Annotated in this window: 12 protein-coding genes; 8 read left to right on the top strand and 4 right to left on the bottom strand. The window is 41.9% G+C overall.

Features of this window, described 5'->3' with window-relative positions:
* Window positions 1-98: 98 nt before the first annotated feature.
* From DFQ04_RS04275 to DFQ04_RS04240, 8 genes are all read left to right on the top strand, one after another.
* Window positions 99-839 (top strand): glucosamine-6-phosphate deaminase, encoded by a 741-nt coding sequence (locus DFQ04_RS04275; RefSeq protein ID WP_133553011.1) that lies wholly within the window; start codon window positions 99-101, stop codon window positions 837-839.
* Window positions 840-934: 95 nt separating this feature from the next.
* Complete coding sequence (locus tag DFQ04_RS04270) at window positions 935-2,257, top strand: sugar MFS transporter (RefSeq protein WP_133553009.1); 1,323 nt, start codon at window positions 935-937, stop codon at window positions 2,255-2,257.
* Window positions 2,245-3,399, top strand: a complete 1,155-nt coding sequence (locus DFQ04_RS04265; RefSeq protein WP_133553007.1) for an N-acetylglucosamine-6-phosphate deacetylase — start codon at window positions 2,245-2,247, stop codon at window positions 3,397-3,399. The genes DFQ04_RS04270 and DFQ04_RS04265 overlap by 13 nt, the downstream gene beginning before the upstream one ends.
* A 9-nt stretch (window positions 3,400-3,408) precedes the next feature.
* Window positions 3,409-4,746 (top strand): Gfo/Idh/MocA family protein, encoded by a 1,338-nt coding sequence (locus DFQ04_RS04260; RefSeq protein ID WP_133553005.1) that lies wholly within the window; start codon window positions 3,409-3,411, stop codon window positions 4,744-4,746.
* 3 nt (window positions 4,747-4,749) lie between these two features.
* Window positions 4,750-5,868 carry an acyltransferase family protein gene (locus DFQ04_RS04255; protein ID WP_133553003.1) on the top strand — a complete coding sequence of 373 codons (1,119 nt, stop codon included), beginning with the start codon at window positions 4,750-4,752 and terminating at the stop codon, window positions 5,866-5,868.
* Between the two features lie 54 nt (window positions 5,869-5,922).
* On the top strand, window positions 5,923-6,924 hold the full coding sequence (locus DFQ04_RS04250) for a Gfo/Idh/MocA family protein (RefSeq protein WP_133553001.1): 1,002 nt from the start codon (window positions 5,923-5,925) through the stop codon (window positions 6,922-6,924).
* Window positions 6,925-6,980: 56 nt separating this feature from the next.
* Window positions 6,981-9,173, top strand: coding sequence for a S9 family peptidase (locus DFQ04_RS04245; protein WP_133553000.1), 2,193 nt, complete (start codon window positions 6,981-6,983; stop codon window positions 9,171-9,173).
* Window positions 9,174-9,226: 53 nt separating this feature from the next.
* A complete protein-coding gene (locus tag DFQ04_RS04240) occupies window positions 9,227-10,858 on the top strand; it encodes a M1 family metallopeptidase (RefSeq protein ID WP_133552998.1) in 1,632 nt (543 codons plus the stop codon).
* A gap of 51 nt (window positions 10,859-10,909) precedes the next feature.
* On the opposite strand, the gene DFQ04_RS04235 is transcribed toward DFQ04_RS04240, so the two are convergent.
* The 4 genes from DFQ04_RS04235 to DFQ04_RS04220 are packed head-to-tail and all read right to left on the bottom strand — an operon-like array spanning window position 10,910 to window position 17,227.
* Entirely contained in the window at window positions 10,910-11,794 is an 885-nt protein-coding gene (locus DFQ04_RS04235) for a glycoside hydrolase family 17 protein (protein WP_133552996.1), read from the bottom strand.
* A 6-nt stretch (window positions 11,795-11,800) separates the two neighbouring features.
* Window positions 11,801-14,146: an MFS transporter gene (locus DFQ04_RS04230; RefSeq protein ID WP_243739630.1), complete on the bottom strand. Its 2,346-nt coding sequence runs from the start codon at window positions 14,144-14,146 to the stop codon at window positions 11,801-11,803.
* A gap of 36 nt (window positions 14,147-14,182) precedes the next feature.
* The gene (locus tag DFQ04_RS04225) at window positions 14,183-15,448 is read right to left on the bottom strand and encodes a glycosyl hydrolase family 17 protein (protein ID WP_208110501.1); all 1,266 of its coding nucleotides are present in this window, start codon (window positions 15,446-15,448) and stop codon (window positions 14,183-14,185) included.
* Window positions 15,449-15,472: 24 nt separating this feature from the next.
* A complete protein-coding gene (locus DFQ04_RS04220; RefSeq protein WP_133552994.1) occupies window positions 15,473-17,227 on the bottom strand; it encodes a glycoside hydrolase family 3 protein in 1,755 nt (584 codons plus the stop codon).
* Window positions 17,228-17,239: the final 12 nt, after the last annotated feature.

Below are 17,239 nucleotides of genomic sequence, written 5' to 3'. Positions count from 1 at the left end.
AAATTTCCTTTGGAGTTTAGAAAAAAGACCTTGTTAGAAATTTGGAGAATCCTGATCTTTCAACAGATCCAAAAATTACTTTAAACCCAACCTAGCCTATGAATATCTCCATTAGTCCAAATCCCAAAGAACTTGGAAAACTTGCCGGAAAGATTGGTGCAGATTTGATTAGAAAAGCTTTGGCATCTCAGGGATATGCAAACTTGATTTTGGCAACAGGAACCAGCCAATTTGAGACTTTAAAGCAACTTCTGGAAGAAAAGGACATTGATTGGAGAAAGGTTACTGTATTTCATCTGGATGAGTACATTGGACTTCCAATAACTCATCCCGCAAGTTTTAGAAAGTATCTAAAAGAGCGATTCTTCAACTTGGTAGAATTAAAAGCTTATCATTTAATCGATGGAGAAAATGATCCTGAGAAAGAATGCGAGCGTCTATCTCAATTAATTCAAAATCATCCAATTGATGTGGCTTTTGTTGGGATTGGGGAAAATGGGCATTTGGCCTTTAATGATCCACCAGCAAACTTTGAAACTGAAGTCCCTTATCTGGTAGTGGAACTAGATGAAGCTTGCAGAGCCCAGCAATTAGGGGAGGGATGGTTTCCTAATATGGACTCAGTTCCCAAAAAAGCCATTTCCATGTCAATCAAGCAGATTCTCAAGTCAAAATCCATTATCTGTTCTGTTCCAGATTTGAGAAAAGCCAAGGCTGTTAAAGATTGTCTGGAAGGAGAAATAAGCGTTTGGCATCCAGCTTCAATTTTACAATCTCATCCAGCCTGTCAAATTTTTTTAGACCAAGACTCTTCATCCCTACTTTCTGCTAATTCATAGGAAAGCTCTTGTTTTGATAAGGTAAAATTTGGTATTTATAGAAATTCCAAATGTAGAATTTGGATAAACCCATTATCACCAACCCAACCTAGCCTATGGCTCAAAGCCCAGCAGCCGTTAAAGCGGAATCGCTTAGTTCCAGAGATACCTGGATTTCGATAGGAATCATCGGTATGCTTTTTTTCATTTTTGGTTTTGTTTCATGGGTCAATGCCATATTGATTCCTTACTTCAAAATAGCTTTTACACTAAGCAATTTTGATTCATACCTAGTTGCATTCGCTTTTTACATTTCCTATTTGGTGATGTCTGTTCCCTCATCTTATTTGTTGAAGTCGGTTGGCTTTAAAAAAGGGATGATGTATGGATTTTTCGCCATGGCAATTGGGGCATTTCTATTTGTCCCTGCTGCAATGTCAAGAACTTATGAGCTCTTTCTCTTGGGTTTATTCACATTAGGCACTGGATTGGCAGTTTTGCAGACAGCAGCTAATCCTTATGTGACTGTTTTAGGCCCTAAAGAAAGGGCTGCACAGCGGATTAGCATCATGGGGATTTTCAATAAAGGAGCCGGGATTTTGGCGCCGATCCTCTTTGCTGCAGTGGTACTAAGGGTAGGAGACAATGAACTTTTTCAGCAATTGGATTTGATGAGTCCAGAGGCTAAAGATGAGGCCTTGACCGAATTGATCCAACGGGTAATTACCCCATATACAATTGTTGGAACCGTGCTGTTCGGTTTGGGAATTTTTGTAAGGTTTTCGCCGCTTCCTGAAATCGACACGGAGCATGAGTCGGCGGAGGTTGCTGTCGCAAATTCAGGTAAAACTTCAATCTTCCAGTTTCCTCATTTGATTTTGGGAGCAATCGCAATATTCCTTCACGTCGGAACTCAGGTGATAGCAATTGACACCGTGATACCTTATGCAAATTCTTTTGGGATTAGCTTGTTGGATGCTAAAGTATTTCCATCATTTACCTTGGCCTTTACCATTTTGGGTTATTTGATTGGGATTTCACTGATTCCTAAGGTGATCTCCCAAGTCAATGTTTTGAGGATTTGTACGCTTTTGGGTACCATTTTGACCTTGTTTATTGTCTTTGCCGAAGGCCCAATTCAATTCTGGGGGATGACTGTGGACATATCCATACTTTTTGTGGTATTGCTCGGCTTAGCCAATTCCTTGGTCTGGGCGGGGATTTGGCCATTGGCTCTGGATGGATTGGGTCGTTTTACCAAATTGGGAGCTTCTCTGATGATTATGGGCCTTTGCGGAAATGCGATTATGCCTATGCTCTACGGCTATTTTGCTGATTTGTATTCCGTAAGATTGGCCTACTGGGTGTTGTTTCCTTGCTATTTGTACTTGGTCTTTTATGCAGTTTACGGACATCAGATCAGGTCATGGAAAAGGTAATTGCAAAATCTATATTCGATGACTTGTCCTATGAGCTTGTCATCTCGGATAATAAGATTCAGGATGTGATTCTTCTGAAAGAATCATTGGAGACTGATCGATGGTTTGGTCCCGGATTCTTTGATATTCAGGTAAATGGTTACGGAGGATTTGATTACAATAGTCTGCAAAATAACTTTTTGGATTTGGGTCAAATCTCCAGAATTCTCAGAGAAAAAGGGGGTTGCTATCACTTTCCAACAGTGATTACCAATAGTTCTGAGATGCTTATCAAGCTACTAAAGCAGATAATCCAATTGATTCATTCCGATCAGGAAGCCAAAGAAAGCATCCAAGGAATTCATTTGGAAGGGCCTTTCATTTCTTCTGAGGAAGGTCCAAGAGGGGCTCATTTTAAGGAATTTGTCCAAGCTCCGGATTGGTCACTTTTTCAAAAATTTCAAGATGCTGCAGAAGGAAATATCAAGTTGATTACCCTGTCTCCTGAATGGGTGGGAAGTGCTTCTTTTATTGAAAAATGTGTGGATTCAGGGGTCTTGGTTTCTATCGGTCATACCAATGCCAACCAAATTCAAATTCAAGAAGCCGTAAAAGCCGGAGCGACTCTTTCTACTCACTTGGGAAATGGGGCTCATGGAATGCTTCCAAGACACCCAAATTACCTCTGGTCCCAATTGGCAGAGGACGGCTTAGCTACATCTATTATTGCCGATGGGTTTCATCTCCCCAAGGAAGTAATCCAGGTTTTCAAAAAAGTAAAAGGAGATAAACTGCTTTTGGTAAGCGATTCTGTTGCCTTAGCAGGGATGGAGCCCGGAGATTATGAAACCCCAGTTGGTGGAAAAGTAAGGCTCACTTCCGAAGGCAAGCTCCATCTTCGGGAAAACTCTCAGACCCTTGCCGGTTCAGCGTTGAACTTGCTTCAGGGAGTGAATTTTCTAATTAGAAATCAATTAGCTAGTGTTTCCGAGGCTTGGAAAATGGCCTCCTTGATCCCTCATCAGGTAGTTCAGAAGAATTCCTATTTATGGAATCCTCAAACCTCTCCGGATTTGGTAATCGCACAAATGAATGAAAATTCAGAATTGGAGATTTTGAAAACCTTTCAAAATCGCAGGGAAGTCTATAGTCAAATGTCATAAACCCATAACATGTCCAGTAAATTTAACCGCAGAAATTTCCTCAAAGCAGCAGGAACAAGCACCTTAGGATTAGGGGCCTTAAGTCCAGCTTTTTCTTTCAATATTCTTTCTTCTTACCCCTTGAAAGAAAAATACAGATTGGCTGTGATTGGAGTCAATAGCAGGGGAAGTCAGCATATCCAGGCTTTGGCAAAAATTCCAAATGTAGAAATTGCATACATCTGCGATGTGGATTCAAGGGCTTTGGAAAACGGGATTTCTTTGGCGCTGAAGTCAGGAAGTCCAAAACCACCAGTCGGATTAAAAGATTTCCGAAAAGCTCTGGAAGATAAATCTTTGGATGCGGTGACTATAGCCATGCCAGATCATTGGCATACTCCCGCGGCGCTTTTAGCCATGCAAGCCGGAAAACATGTGTATATCGAAAAGCCAGGTTCGCATAATCCTGCCGAGGCTGAATTGCTAACTGAAGCCACTCAGAAGTATGGAAAAGTGGTCCAAATGGGAAACCAGAGAAGATCCTGGCCACGAGTTCAGGAAGCAATGAAGGAACTTCATTCTGGGGCAATAGGAAGGGTTTATTACGCCAGAGCATGGTATACCAATACCCGAAAATCAATTGGCTACGGAAAAACAGCCCCTGTTCCAGAGTGGCTGGATTTCGAACTTTGGCAAGGTCCAGCGCCTAGATCAGAGTTTAAGGACAACTTAATTCATTACAATTGGCACTGGTTCTGGCATTGGGGAACAGGTGAAATTGTCAATAATGGAGTTCACTTTTTGGATTTAGCCCGTTGGGGTTTGCAGGTGGATTATCCAACCAAATGCTATTCCAGCGGGGGCAGATATCATTTCCAAGATGATTGGCAGACTCCGGATACCCAAATTGCCAGCTATGATTTTGGAGACGGAAAATCCATTTTGTGGGAGGGTAGAAGTTGCAATGCAAGAGATATCAATGAAATGAGTTCTGGTGTTTCTTTTCATGGAGAAAATGGAACCTTAGAACTTCTGAACAATTCCTACAAGATTTTTGACAATTCAAATAAGCTAGTCAAGTCAGCCGAGCCAACATCCAACACGGTAGTGGATCAGAGAGGGGCTGGATTTGACATGGACTTCGATCATTTTACCAATTTCATCAATGCAATTGATCATGGGGAAAGCTTGATTTCTCCTTATCCGGAAATCAAGAAAAGTGTGCTCCTCTGCCATTTAGGCAATATTTCTTACCGAACAGGAAGATCTCTTGAGATCAATTCCCAAACAGGAAGGATTGAAAATGATGCTGAGGCAATGAAACTTTGGGGAAGAACTTATCAAGCTGGCTGGGAACCAAAATTGTAAGCCATGGATATCAGGATGCAGGAACCCTCAAATAGATTGGTATCGATAGATGCCTTGAGGGGATTTGATATGTTGATGATTTGTGGGGCTGACGCTTTTTTTAGAAGTTTTGAAGGGAAAACTAACTTGGTTTGGCTGGATGCTTTAGCCCTTCAATTTGAACATCCAGAATGGATTGGGTTTACTTTTTATGATTTCATTTTCCCGCTTTTTCTTTTTGTAGCTGGAGTTTCCATTCCTTTTTCTTTGGAAAAAGCCATTTCTCAAAAAGTATCCAAAAAGATAATCTATAAAAAGGCATTGGTTCGGATGCTCATTTTGATTGGCTTGGGAATGCTGGATAAAAATGCACCTTTCCCCTTTTTCGATTGGGAGCAAATCCGTTTGGGAAGTGTCCTTGGAAGAATTGGAATTGCTGGATTTGTGACTGTCTTTTTATACCTGAATTTTAATGCTCAAAAGAGGCTTTTGTGGGTCGGAGGGATTTTATTGGCGTATTATGCAGCAATCTTTCTAATTCCTGTTCCTGGATTTGGAGCTGGAAATCTGAGTTTTGAGGGAAATTTGGTGGGCTGGTTTGACCGAACTTTTTTACCCGGAAGATTACTTCAAGGGACTTTTGATGAATTGGGAATCTTGACCACATTTCCGGCCATTTGCTTAACCATATTGGGAGCTTATGCTGGGGAGATTTTAAGAAAAACCTCTCAGACCAAAGCGGAAAAGCTGCAAGCCCTAGTCTTGGTTGGGGTGGTTTGTATTGGGATCGCACTCCTATGGAATTTTCATTTTCCCATTTTCAAGCGAATGTGGACAAGCTCTTTTATCCTTTTGACGGGAGGGATTGCTTTTCTATTTCTGGCTCTGTTTTTCTGGATTATTGATATCCTACAAATTAAAAAGTGGTCTTTCTTCTTTGTGGTCATTGGGATGAACAGTTTGACCATTTACATGATCTATCGCTTTGTCAATTTCAGGTATACAGCAAGGTTATTATTTGAAGGACTTTACAGGCCTTTGGGAGAAGACTGGTTTCCCGTCATGGAAAGTCTCGGAGCGTTAGCCTTGGTCTGGTTGCTGCTCTACTTCTTGTATCAAAAGAAGATTTTTTTCAAAGTTTAAATCTTTATTTATTATTTACTTGAATACTTACTAGTAACTCTATTTCAATTACTTATGAATTATAAAAGAAGGTCATTTATAAAGAAAAGTTTGGCCGCTGGAGTGGTTACCGGTATGGGCACATTGCCTTTTTCTGTATCAGCAAAGTCCAAAGCTGATCCTATCAAAATCGGAATCATTGGACTAGACACTTCCCATTCTCCCGCATTTACCAAACTTTTTAATTCGGAAAATCCTAGACCTGAATTAGCTGGTTTTCGGGTGGTCGCAGCTTATCCCTACGGAAGTAGAGATATTGAATCCAGCTACAAAAGAATTCCAGATTATATCAATCAGGTAAAGGAATTTGGAGTGGAAATCACTGAATCGATTGAGGACCTTTTATCAAAAGTTGACGTGGTTCTGTTGGAGACTAATGATGGAAAACCTCGCTTAGAACAGGCCAGAAAGGTGATTCAGGCTAACAAACCATTTTTTATTGATAAGCCAGTCGCTGCAAGTTTTGCAGATACCCTCACCATTTACAAAGAAGCAAAACAAAATCAGGTTCCGATTTTCTCAGCTTCTTCACTTCGCTATATGAGCAATGCTCAGGCAGTGAGACATGAAGGGAAAATCGGGAAGGTTTTGGGATGTGATGCATTTAGTCCGGCAACTCTGGAGCCTGGGCATCCCGATTTATTCTGGTATGGGATCCATGGAGTGGAAATTTTATTCACCGTTATGGGCTCTGGCTGTGAGTCTGTCAGTAGGATTACTTCTCCAGATGAAGAATTGGTTGTTGGAAAGTGGAAAGACGGAAGAATCGGAACATTCCGGGGAATGCGAGCCGGAAAGCATGAGTATGGAGGAACGGCTTTTGGTTCGGACGGAAATCTAGTTTTGGGTAATTATGAAGGCTACGAACCTCTGGCTGTAAAAATTGCCGAGTTTTTCAAGTCAGGGAAATCACCTGTGGATGCAGCAGAGACTTTAGAAATCTATGCCTTTATGGAAGCTGCCGAGGAAAGCAAGCGCAAGGGAGGAGCCAGCGTTTCCCTTCCAACCATCCTTTAAATTGAGGTATATATCATTCATTTCGATTTATTAGGTTTTAGACCTATTTTGCTACCATGATTTTACGAAAAAATACCCCCCTTAAGTGGCTCTTTGTAGTCCTGCTTTTGATTTCCGTCCATGTATCGGGACAATCAGTTCTCTGGGAAAAAGATGGCAATTCTTACTTCCAAATTGAAAAGAATCAGATCGTTCGCTATTCTCTTCCTTCAAACCAGCCAGCTGTCTTTATTTCTAGTTCAGATCTGACTCCAGCTGGAAAAAGTCCTCTGGTGGTTAGAGATTTCAGCTTTTCTCAAGATGGTAAAAAAGCTTTGATCTATACGAATACCAAAAGAGTTTGGAGATTGGATACCCAGGGAGATTATTGGGTTTTAGATCTACAGACCAAAGAACTCAAGCAAGCCGGAAAAGGGCTTCCTGAATCTTCTTTACGTTTTGCAAAACTCTCACCGGGCGCTTCTCAAATCGCTTATGTAAGCGAATTCAACTTATATATTGAGAATTTGGCCAGCGGTCAAATAACCCAATTAACCAAGGATGGAAATCGGAAACTGATCAATGGAACCTTCGATTGGGCTTATGAGGAGGAATTTGCCTGTAGAGATGGATTTCAATGGAGCCCTGATGGGAAAAAGATTTCTTATTGGCAGATTGACGCCAATCAAATCCGGGATTATTACATGATGAATTTTACGGATTCGGTTTATTCTCAGGTTGTTCCAGTGGAGTATCCTAAAGTAGGTGAGTCGCCTTCTCCTGCCCGAATTGGGGTGATTGATCTGGCAAGCCAAAAAACTACTTGGTTGAATATCCCCGGGGATCCACAACAGCACTATCTGCCTAGAATGGAGTGGAATAATCCTGATTTGCTTTTGGTTCAGCAACTCAATCGCAAGCAGAATCACAGTAAAATCTATGCAGTAAATGTTCCTCAAAACGAAGCTAAGGTAATTTCTGAGGAAATTGAGGAAACCTGGATAGATGTACTATCCAACTGGGAAAATGTCTATGGTTTAACCTATAGGCATGAGTTCAAATGGCTAAACGACAAGAAGGAATTTCTTTGGTTCAGCGAAAAAGACGGTTGGAGACATGTCTATAAAATCGGATTGGATGGCAAGGAAACTCTACTTACTCCAGGGAATTATGATGTGATCAACCTACTTCATCTGGACGAGAAAAATAAGGTTGCTTATTTCCATGCTTCTCCAGAAAATGCTACCCAGAAATATTTGTACAAAATCAAATTGGATGGAAAAAGCCAAGCGGAACGGGTAACTCCATTCCTTTTTGAAGGAACCAATACCTATTCCATTTCCCCTTCCGGGCAATTTGCATTGCACCAATTTACTAATTCCTTCACCCGTCCTTCCATGGAGTGGATTGAATTGACCAAACACAAGCCTTTGGATCCAGCTACCAGCATCGAAAGTAACTTGGCTAAAAATCAAGGGCCTAAAACTGTTGAATTCTTCAAAATCAACACTGCAGACGGTACCGAAATGGATGGCTGGATGATCAAGCCAAACAATTTTGATCCTTCTAAAAAGTATCCGGTAGTCTTTTTTGTCTACACAGAACCTTGGGGAGCTAATGTCAAGGACACATACGGCGTGGGAAGAAACCGAAATTATGAGGGCGATATGGCGGCTGATGGATACATCTACATTTCGATAGATAATAGAGGAACACCAGCTCCAAAAGGAAGAGCCTGGAGAAAGAGTATCTACAGAAAAATCGGTCGCTTGAATATTTCTGATCAGGCTGAGGCAGCTGCTCAGATTGTCAAATGGGATTTTGTAGACGCAGAAAGAGTTGCAGTTTGGGGACACAGTGGGGGAGGATCAGCCACTTTGAACCTGATGTTTAAATACCCAGAGATTTACAAAACAGGGATTTCTTTGGCGGCTGTGGCCTACCAGCTGACTTACGATAATATTTACCAGGAGCGATACATGGGACTTCCTCAGGAAAATCTGGAGGATTTTATTGCTGGATCACCGATCACCCATGCTAAAAATCTTCAGGGAAATTTACTTTACATCCATGGTACTGGGGATGATAATGTGCATTACGACAATGCCGAGATGTTGATCAATGAATTGATCAAGCATGGAAAGCTGTTTCAGTTTATGCCTTATCCCAACCGTTCTCATGGAATTACAGAAGGTGAGGGAACCACCGCTCATTTGAGAAAACTTTATACAGATTACCTTAAAAAACATTGCCCTCCAGGCGGAAGGTAAGTGTAGCTAAAGGTTAATCGTTAAAAGTTATTTGATCCAAACACAGCCTCTTTATGAGATCAGCACTACAGCTTTCATTATTACTTTTCTTTCTTTTCACCTCTCAGGGTTTTTCCCAAAAAAGTTACACCCGGGCAGATACCCTCAGAGGAAGTATCACCCCTGAAAGGGCCTGGTGGGATTTGGGGTTTTATCACCTGAAGGTGGAAATCTTTCCAGAATCCAAGTCGATCAAGGGTTCAAATCTCGTTCGATATCAGGTAAAAACTGAAAACCAAACCCTGCAGATTGACCTTCAGGAGCCTTTGAAGATTACTTCAGCCGTTCAGGATGGTCAAGCTTTGGAAGTGAGAAGGGAAGGAGCTGCCCATTTTATTACGCTAAAGAAAAAGCAAGTTCCGGGAAGCGTAGAGGAGGTATTAATTTCCTACGAGGGACAACCCAAAGAGGCCATTCGTCCGCCTTGGGATGGAGGAATTACCTGGAATAAAGATTCTAATGGCAAGCACTTCATCGCTTCTTCCAATCAAGGAATAGGCTCGAGTGTTTGGTGGCCAACAAAGGATCATCCGGCGGATGAGGTAGACAGTTTGAAGATCAGTGTGACTGTTCCAAAAGGCTTGATGGATATCTCCAATGGGCGATTGGTCAATATTGAAAGGGGACCAACCACAGACACTTTTCATTGGTCTGTGGTCAATCCAATCAATGATTATGGGGTAAATATCAATATCGGGGACTATGTTCATTTCGGAGAAAAATATGCCGGAGAAAAAGGGGAATTGGACATGGATTACTTTGTCTTGAGAGAAAATCTCGAAAAGGCCAAAGTTCAATTTCAGGATGCCAAGCGAATGATGCAAGCTTTTGAGCATTGGTTTGGGCCATATCCTTTCTATGAGGACGGCTATAAGTTGGTCGAAGCACCTTATCTGGGAATGGAGCATCAAAGCTCAGTCACTTATGGCAATGGCTACCAAAATGGCTATCGAGGGCGTGATTTGAGCGGAACAGGCTGGGGCTTGAAGTTTGACTTTATCATCATCCATGAATCCGGGCATGAATGGTTTGCCAATAACATCACCTACAACGATGTTGCCGATATGTGGATCCATGAAAGCTTTACCAATTATTCGGAAAGTTTGTATTTGGATTACCATTTTGGAAAAGAAGCCGGTCAGGAATATGTGCGAGGAACCCGCATGAGTATCGCCAATGATATTCCAATCATCGGGAAGTATGGGGTAAATCAGCGCGGTTCGGGTGATATGTATTACAAGGGGGGGAACCTTTTGAATATGCTTCGGGAGATTTTAAATGACGATGAAAAGTGGAGAGGGATTCTGCGAGGCCTGAATAAGGAGTTTTACCACCAAACTGTGAATACCAAACAGGTTGAATCGTACATTTCCCAAGCATTTGGGATAGATTTAACTCCAATTTTTGACCAATATTTAAGAGATGTCAGAATTCCGATTTTGGAATACTATTATTCCGATGAGCAAACATTGAATTATCGCTGGATTAATTGTTTGCCTAGTTTCACTATGCCAGTTGATGTGGAAATTGGGGGTGAAAAAATGAGGCTTTCAGCAAAAACTCGATGGTCTCAGCTACAAGTCAAAGAATGCGCAGACATAAAACTGGATTTGGACTATTACGTGGGAGTTGAAAAGATGAGATAAAAGAATATAAAAAAAAGGCCAGCAATGGCCCTTTTTTGTGTCTATAGAAATTTAATACTTCAAATTTTCATCCTTATCCCAAATTCCCCAGTAAGCCCCAACATCGCCCTCGGCACCTACTTTCCAGGATTCATCAAAGGAAGAAAAGTAGAAAATGTCAATATCTTCCAGTTTTGACCAGGTTTGAATATTGATAAAGTATTTCATAAAGTTTTCATCTGAAGGAATAGCTCCATACAAAGGTGTTCCTTGACTTGGCCAGCCGGTTTCAGTGATAATAACTTTTTTGCCTTTGCCTGCTTTTAAGGCTCGATTATACATATCCTTGATGTACAAAAGGGAATAATCCAAGACACAGCCCTCCCAATACGGATAGCAATTAGCCAAGATCAAATCGCAAGCCTCGGTGATTCTAGGGCGGTGTTCAAACTCGTAATAGGCATCCACATAGCCCACAGGCGTTTTTGGAATTTCTTCTTTTACTTTTTCGATAAACTCTACCAGCTGGTCCTCTGAAAGATCTTTTCGATACATAACCTCGTTCCCTACGGCTGCTATATCCACGTAACCTTCTTTTGCCAACTTGATCAATCCCGCAATTTCGGCTCGGTTGATTTGGTCATCCTTTCCTAGCCATGCACCCACCAAGGTTTTCATCCCCATTTCTTTAGCGATCATAGGAATGAGTTCATTTCCTTCAGTACAGGAAAAAGAACGAATCCACTTGGTATAGGGCCGGAGGATTTCCAGCCTTCTCCGAACTTGTTTTTCGGTAAGCAAATCACCCGGTTTTTGCCCTTCCTCATAGGGACTGCTGCATATTCCGTGCAGGCCATCCTGTAGCAATTCACGAAAGGATTCTGCTAATTCTTGTTTACTGAGTCCGTTCAGGTTTTTTCCGGCAAGTGCCAAAATTTTATCCGCGTTGAAAGACATTTTTTATCAATATTTTAAGTTCTCGTTTTTGTCCCAAATTCCCCATCGTTGGCCTACTTCCCCTTCATGGTGCACTTTCCAAGGTTCATCGAAGGAAGAAAAATTGAATAAGGCTATATTTTCCTGCTTCGCCCATTCATTGGAAGCGGTCAGGTATTTCATTGTGTTTTCAGGAGATGGCACAGCTTCCTGCAATATTTCCCCTGAGTCTGGCCAGCCTGTTTCCGTAATGATCACCTCCTTGGTTCCTGCGGCTTTTTTGACTATTTCATACATTTTTTGCAGGTAAATCGGGGCCTGGTCAATGCTGCATCCCTCCCAGAAAGGATAGCAATTGACCAAAATCAAGTCACAATTAGCCATAATCTCCGGACTCTGAGAAAGAAGGGAGTATGTATCCACATAGCTGACTGGCACATTGGGCAATAACTCTTTCACCCTTTTCAAATAGCTTAGAACTTCTTCTTTGGAAAGTTCATTTCGAAGGATCACCTCATTACCGACAACGGCAATGTCTACCAACCCGTCTTTTGCGAGTCGGACGAGCTGCGATATTTCTGCTTCATTTTTTGACTTATCGGTACTCAACCAGGCGCCGACCATCGTTTTTAAACCCTTTTCTCGAGCTAATTTGGGGATCATCTCGTTCCCATCAGTGCAAGAGAACGAACGCACCCATTGTGTATGGGGAGCAATGATTTCCAACCTTCGCTTGATCTGCTTTTCAGTAAGGGTGTCTCCGATATTTTGCCCTTCCAAATAGGGGCTAAAGCATAAGCCATGGAAACCAGCATTGAATGTGTTTGTAAACATGGCCTTTATTTCTCCATTTGACTTCCCTTCAAACCTACTTTTGTGCTTTGCTATCGCAAGCTTGTCCACCTCAGAAAGAGAGATGGAATTTTCAGTAATAAATCCGGAATAATAAGGTTTTGGATTCAGTTTGGCTTGTTTACGCTTTTGAAGTTCTGCACGGATTTGATTGGCTTTTTCTTCATCCACATCGTAATCATGCATGAGATACATGGCTGCGATCGTACCCAACATAGGTAGCCCTGAGAAGAACAAACGGAGGCCAGTTACGGCTCCTTCCGGTTGAACAGCAGCATTGCCATCAAAACCCACTACTGTCAAAATCAACCCACTCAAACCTCCGGCGATGGCAAATCCAAACTTTACCATATACCAATAAATAGCACCAAATACCCCTTCTCTTCGAACTCCGTAATTCAATTCATCCAGATCGATCACATCGGCAGTCATGGACATCATCAAGACAAAAAGACTACCGATCCCGAACGAGTGGAATGGAAGTGAAAAGATGAACAACCATGGCTTGCCGGGTACAAAAAGAAACCATAAGGAAGTATATCCTATTAAAGCGATGCCCTGGGATACCATGAAGGCATTTTTCTTTCCAATCCTTTTGGACATTGCTGCCACAATAGGAATCACAATAAACGTAGTCACCAAGGCTCCCACACTCCCGAATATTGGAGTCCAATAGCCTGCCGCTCCTGCATCGCCATTAAACAGATGCCATACCACTATAAAAAAGACAAAACCGGCTACCGTATTGAATGCATTAAAGATGAAAAAAGTAGAAATACAAAGTTTTCTAAAGGGTGTTGAAGAAAAGGCCTCTTTAAAACCTTTGACAATTTGTGCAAAACTATCTCCAATTGCATTGAAAGTCAGGGGTGAGAAATTTTCATTCTTGGTTGATTTACTGGGAATAAAAATAGCAGGAACCATCGCGCACAAAGCGAAGATTATACCTACCCAAACCGCTAGCTCACGGGTTGCGGCTTCCGGGCTGGGAAACCAGGTTGGTTCATACATAATCACCCAAAACCAAGGAGCAATTACCCAAGCCCATTGCCCAATCCACTGAGCAATGGCCATGATTTGAGTTCTCTCATGGAAATCCTCGCTCATCTCGTAGCCCATGGCCACATAAGGAACACTGAAAATGGTCAGACCAATGTAGAAGGCAAAAGAGCCCAAAAGGAAATATATGAAGTTATAACTCACACTATTTTCCCCATAAAGCTGCCACATCACTGAGAAAGTGACTCCCATCACGATAGCGCCGAGGAAAACGTATTGCCTTCTTCTTCCCCATACTGATTTGGTATTATCCGAAATGAAACCCATGATTGGGTCGGTAACGGCATCGAGGACACGTGGCAGAAAGTACACGATTCCCCACATCCAACCTGGAAACCCCAGGTTTTGAACGAGCACAACCATAAAAATCCCAAGTGAAGCAGGAAACATCTGATTGGCTAACATTCCTACACCGAAGGCTATTTTTTGGCCCATCGGTATAGTTTTGGTGGTTGATGACATGGTTATTAGGGTTAGGTGGTTAATTTATTTTTAAAACTATTTAGCAGGTGGAGCCATGACTTCCTTTAGAAGACTCTCTTTGTCACCGTTATAGGTTTTTACAATAGGATTCCCGTCTCGGGTAAGGTTTTGAAAAATTCCTTTATCCACTAAATCCCATAGGGCAAATTTTGCCTCGCCTTTTAGTCCAAAGAGGCCAAAGTGATTTTCAGAACCCACAGGATTTTCTGAATCTTTCCACTGCTCGTTAAATGCTTCAAAATAAAACATGGAAATTCCTGCCTGATCCGTCCATTCTCTCATGTGTTTGTAGTAGAGGCCTTCTTTATATTCATCTGCTGCACGGGAACCTTCCTCTCCATAGAATCCATCAGAAACGCTCGCCCAACCAGTTTCACCAATATGGATAGGTTTGTCCACTCCGATACTTTTCATGTAGTTGGCCACAGAGTCATATTGTGATTTGGCAAAATCACGGGCTCGTAGCATTGCTGCATTTACTTTTTCCAGTTCGGTCAGTTTGGATTCCTCCACAGGTACTCTCCAAAAATTCGGATTGTAATGAGTATTGTGGTAAGGATAGGTATGGATAGAGATATAATCCACCGCTCGAGCCAAATTGGCTAAGTCCTCTGTATGATAGCTGGAATCTGCTCCTCCCCAAGATGAAAAATCATCCGAACTGGTAATCCATAGATCTTTTGGCAGCTTACCATTTGCCTTCATATCCTGTAAATAGTTTACCCATTTAAGAATTACTGAAGGCTGTACAAAATAACTGGTAGCCCATCTGACCATCGCTTCATTGCCTACAGCAAGAATTTTGACGATGTCGGGATACTGATTGATTAATGCCACAGCCCGCTGGATTTCCCCTTCATTTTGTTCGCTTTCTACATTATGATCAGGCTCCATTTCAGTCCAGGCATTTTTACAATCGATCCATGCACCCAGCATTACATACATTTCAAACTCCGGATCTTCATCCTTCATTTCTCGAATGGCCTTGAGAAGGGTACCTGCATGGGCGAGCTGAACATTATACGTCCGTACGATTTTGATATCCATTGCTGATAAAATTCTCAAATCCTCTTTGAGCTGTTCGACGGTAGGCTGAATGTCTCTGGATTTTTCTCGGTAGCCTTCATAACAGATGGCCTGATAATCTGGATTTCCTAAAATTTCTTTTGCAGTCACTTCTTTACGTTTGGTTGATTCCACTTCAGTTGATTTTTCATTGCATGAAAATGCCGCAAATACGGCCATTCCTAGAAAAAGGGATTTTAAATAAGTTATTTTCATAGCATATAGGCTTTGTGATATAATCTATTCATTTGATTTTTTTGCTTGATATGTCAATCCAAATCCCAAAGGGAAAAGCGGGATAATTGATTCATCCCAAAAGTTTGGGCCGAATTTCCCTTGAAAATCTTCTACAGATTTAGGCCAGGAGTGGGGTAATTTTCCTTTGAAATCAAATAGTCCAAAAAGCACTTCAGCTACTCCATCTCCTTCAGAACCTGGTAACCAAGCAGCTACAAAAGCATCACTTTGCTCGATTTGTGGAGTAACGACCAGCGGTCTACCAGAAATCAAGACTACTACTGTTTTGATCCCCTTTTCGGAGTAAGCATTAATCAAGTTTTGGTGCTCTTCGGTAAGGGTCAGTTGAAATAGGTTCATTTCACCATCGATATCCCCGAAAAACTCTGCATATGGATTTTCCCCGACTACAATCACTGCCACATCCACATCTTCGATATCCACCTTACCCTCAGCATCATATTTCACTTCACTTTGAGCAAACTTTTGGATTCCCTCCAATAAAGTGGTGGCACCTTTATAGTTTTCTGTGGTCCCTTGCCAATTGACTGTCCATCCTCCTGACTGTAATCCAGAATTGTTCGCAAAAGGACCTACAACCACTATTTTGGAATTTGGCTTTAGAGGTAAAGCTTGATTTTTGTTTTTCAAAAGAACCAAGGACTCCCGAACCGCTTGTCTAGCAACTGCCCGATGCTCGGGAATTCCGATCTGGTTAATCAAACTTTTATCTGGGAATGGATTTTCAAAAAGTCCAAATCGGAATTTCTGCCTTAGGATTCTTCTGACGGCATCATTGATTCGTTCTTCCGGGATAGAACCATCCAAAACCCCATTCTTAACACCTTCCTGAAATCCATCCAAATCCCCATCCACGGCCATAACCATGTCGATTCCAGCCTTGATGATATCATTTTGCCCAAATCTTGAATAAGCCTTCCAATCCGAAACCACTATTCCATCAAACCCCAGCTGTACTTTCAACAAATCTGTAATCAGCTCCTTGTGAGCATGCATAGGTTGGCCATCCAGCGAATTGAAAGAAACCATAATCGAGGCAACTCCAGAATCAACGGCAGCCTGATAGGGGGGAAGTAAGCGCTCAATGATTTCCTCCCGACTAAGAGAAGTAATTCCTCCCTCTTTGCCGAAATCAGTCGCTCCATCACCAATAAAGTGTTTGGCAGTGGCCATCACTCCCAGATTGCCACTTTTCTCCTGATGGCCTTTAATCGATGCTTCTGTAAGCTTCGTGGTGATTTCTGTACTTTCAGAAAAAGCCTCGTAAACCCGTCCCCATTTTTCATTCATGGGAATGGCCACACAGGGAGAAAAAACCCAATTAAATCCCGTGGCTTTTGATTCAATGGCAGTAATCGCCGCGGCTTGCTCGACTAAATCTGGATTTCCAGCTGATCCAAAACCAATATTATGCGGAAATATTGTGGCTCCTTCATAGGTGTTTTGTCCATGAACCGCATCTACTCCAAACAAAAGTGGGATTTGAAGTCTGGTTGATAAAGCTTGTTTTTGCAGTTCAGTAAATTTCTCCTGCCATTCCTCGGCACTTTTACCGGGAACCGGTCCCTGAGTATGGATGACCGAGCCTATGAATTTGGTTTGGATATCTTCTTGGCTAATGTCGTCAAAATGGCGAACCTGAGACATCTGGCCTATTTTTTCCTCCAAAGTCATTTGCGAGAGAAGCCTTTCGATTTTCTCTTCAGCCACAGGATCTAACTTGAATTTCTTTGACATATTCCGATCGAA

It is taken from the genome of Algoriphagus boseongensis (assembly GCF_004362805.1).
GTDB lineage: Bacteria > Bacteroidota > Bacteroidia > Cytophagales > Cyclobacteriaceae > Algoriphagus > Algoriphagus boseongensis.
Note: the sequence above shows the minus strand (reverse complement) of the source record. Positions and strands in the feature narration are given on the sequence as shown.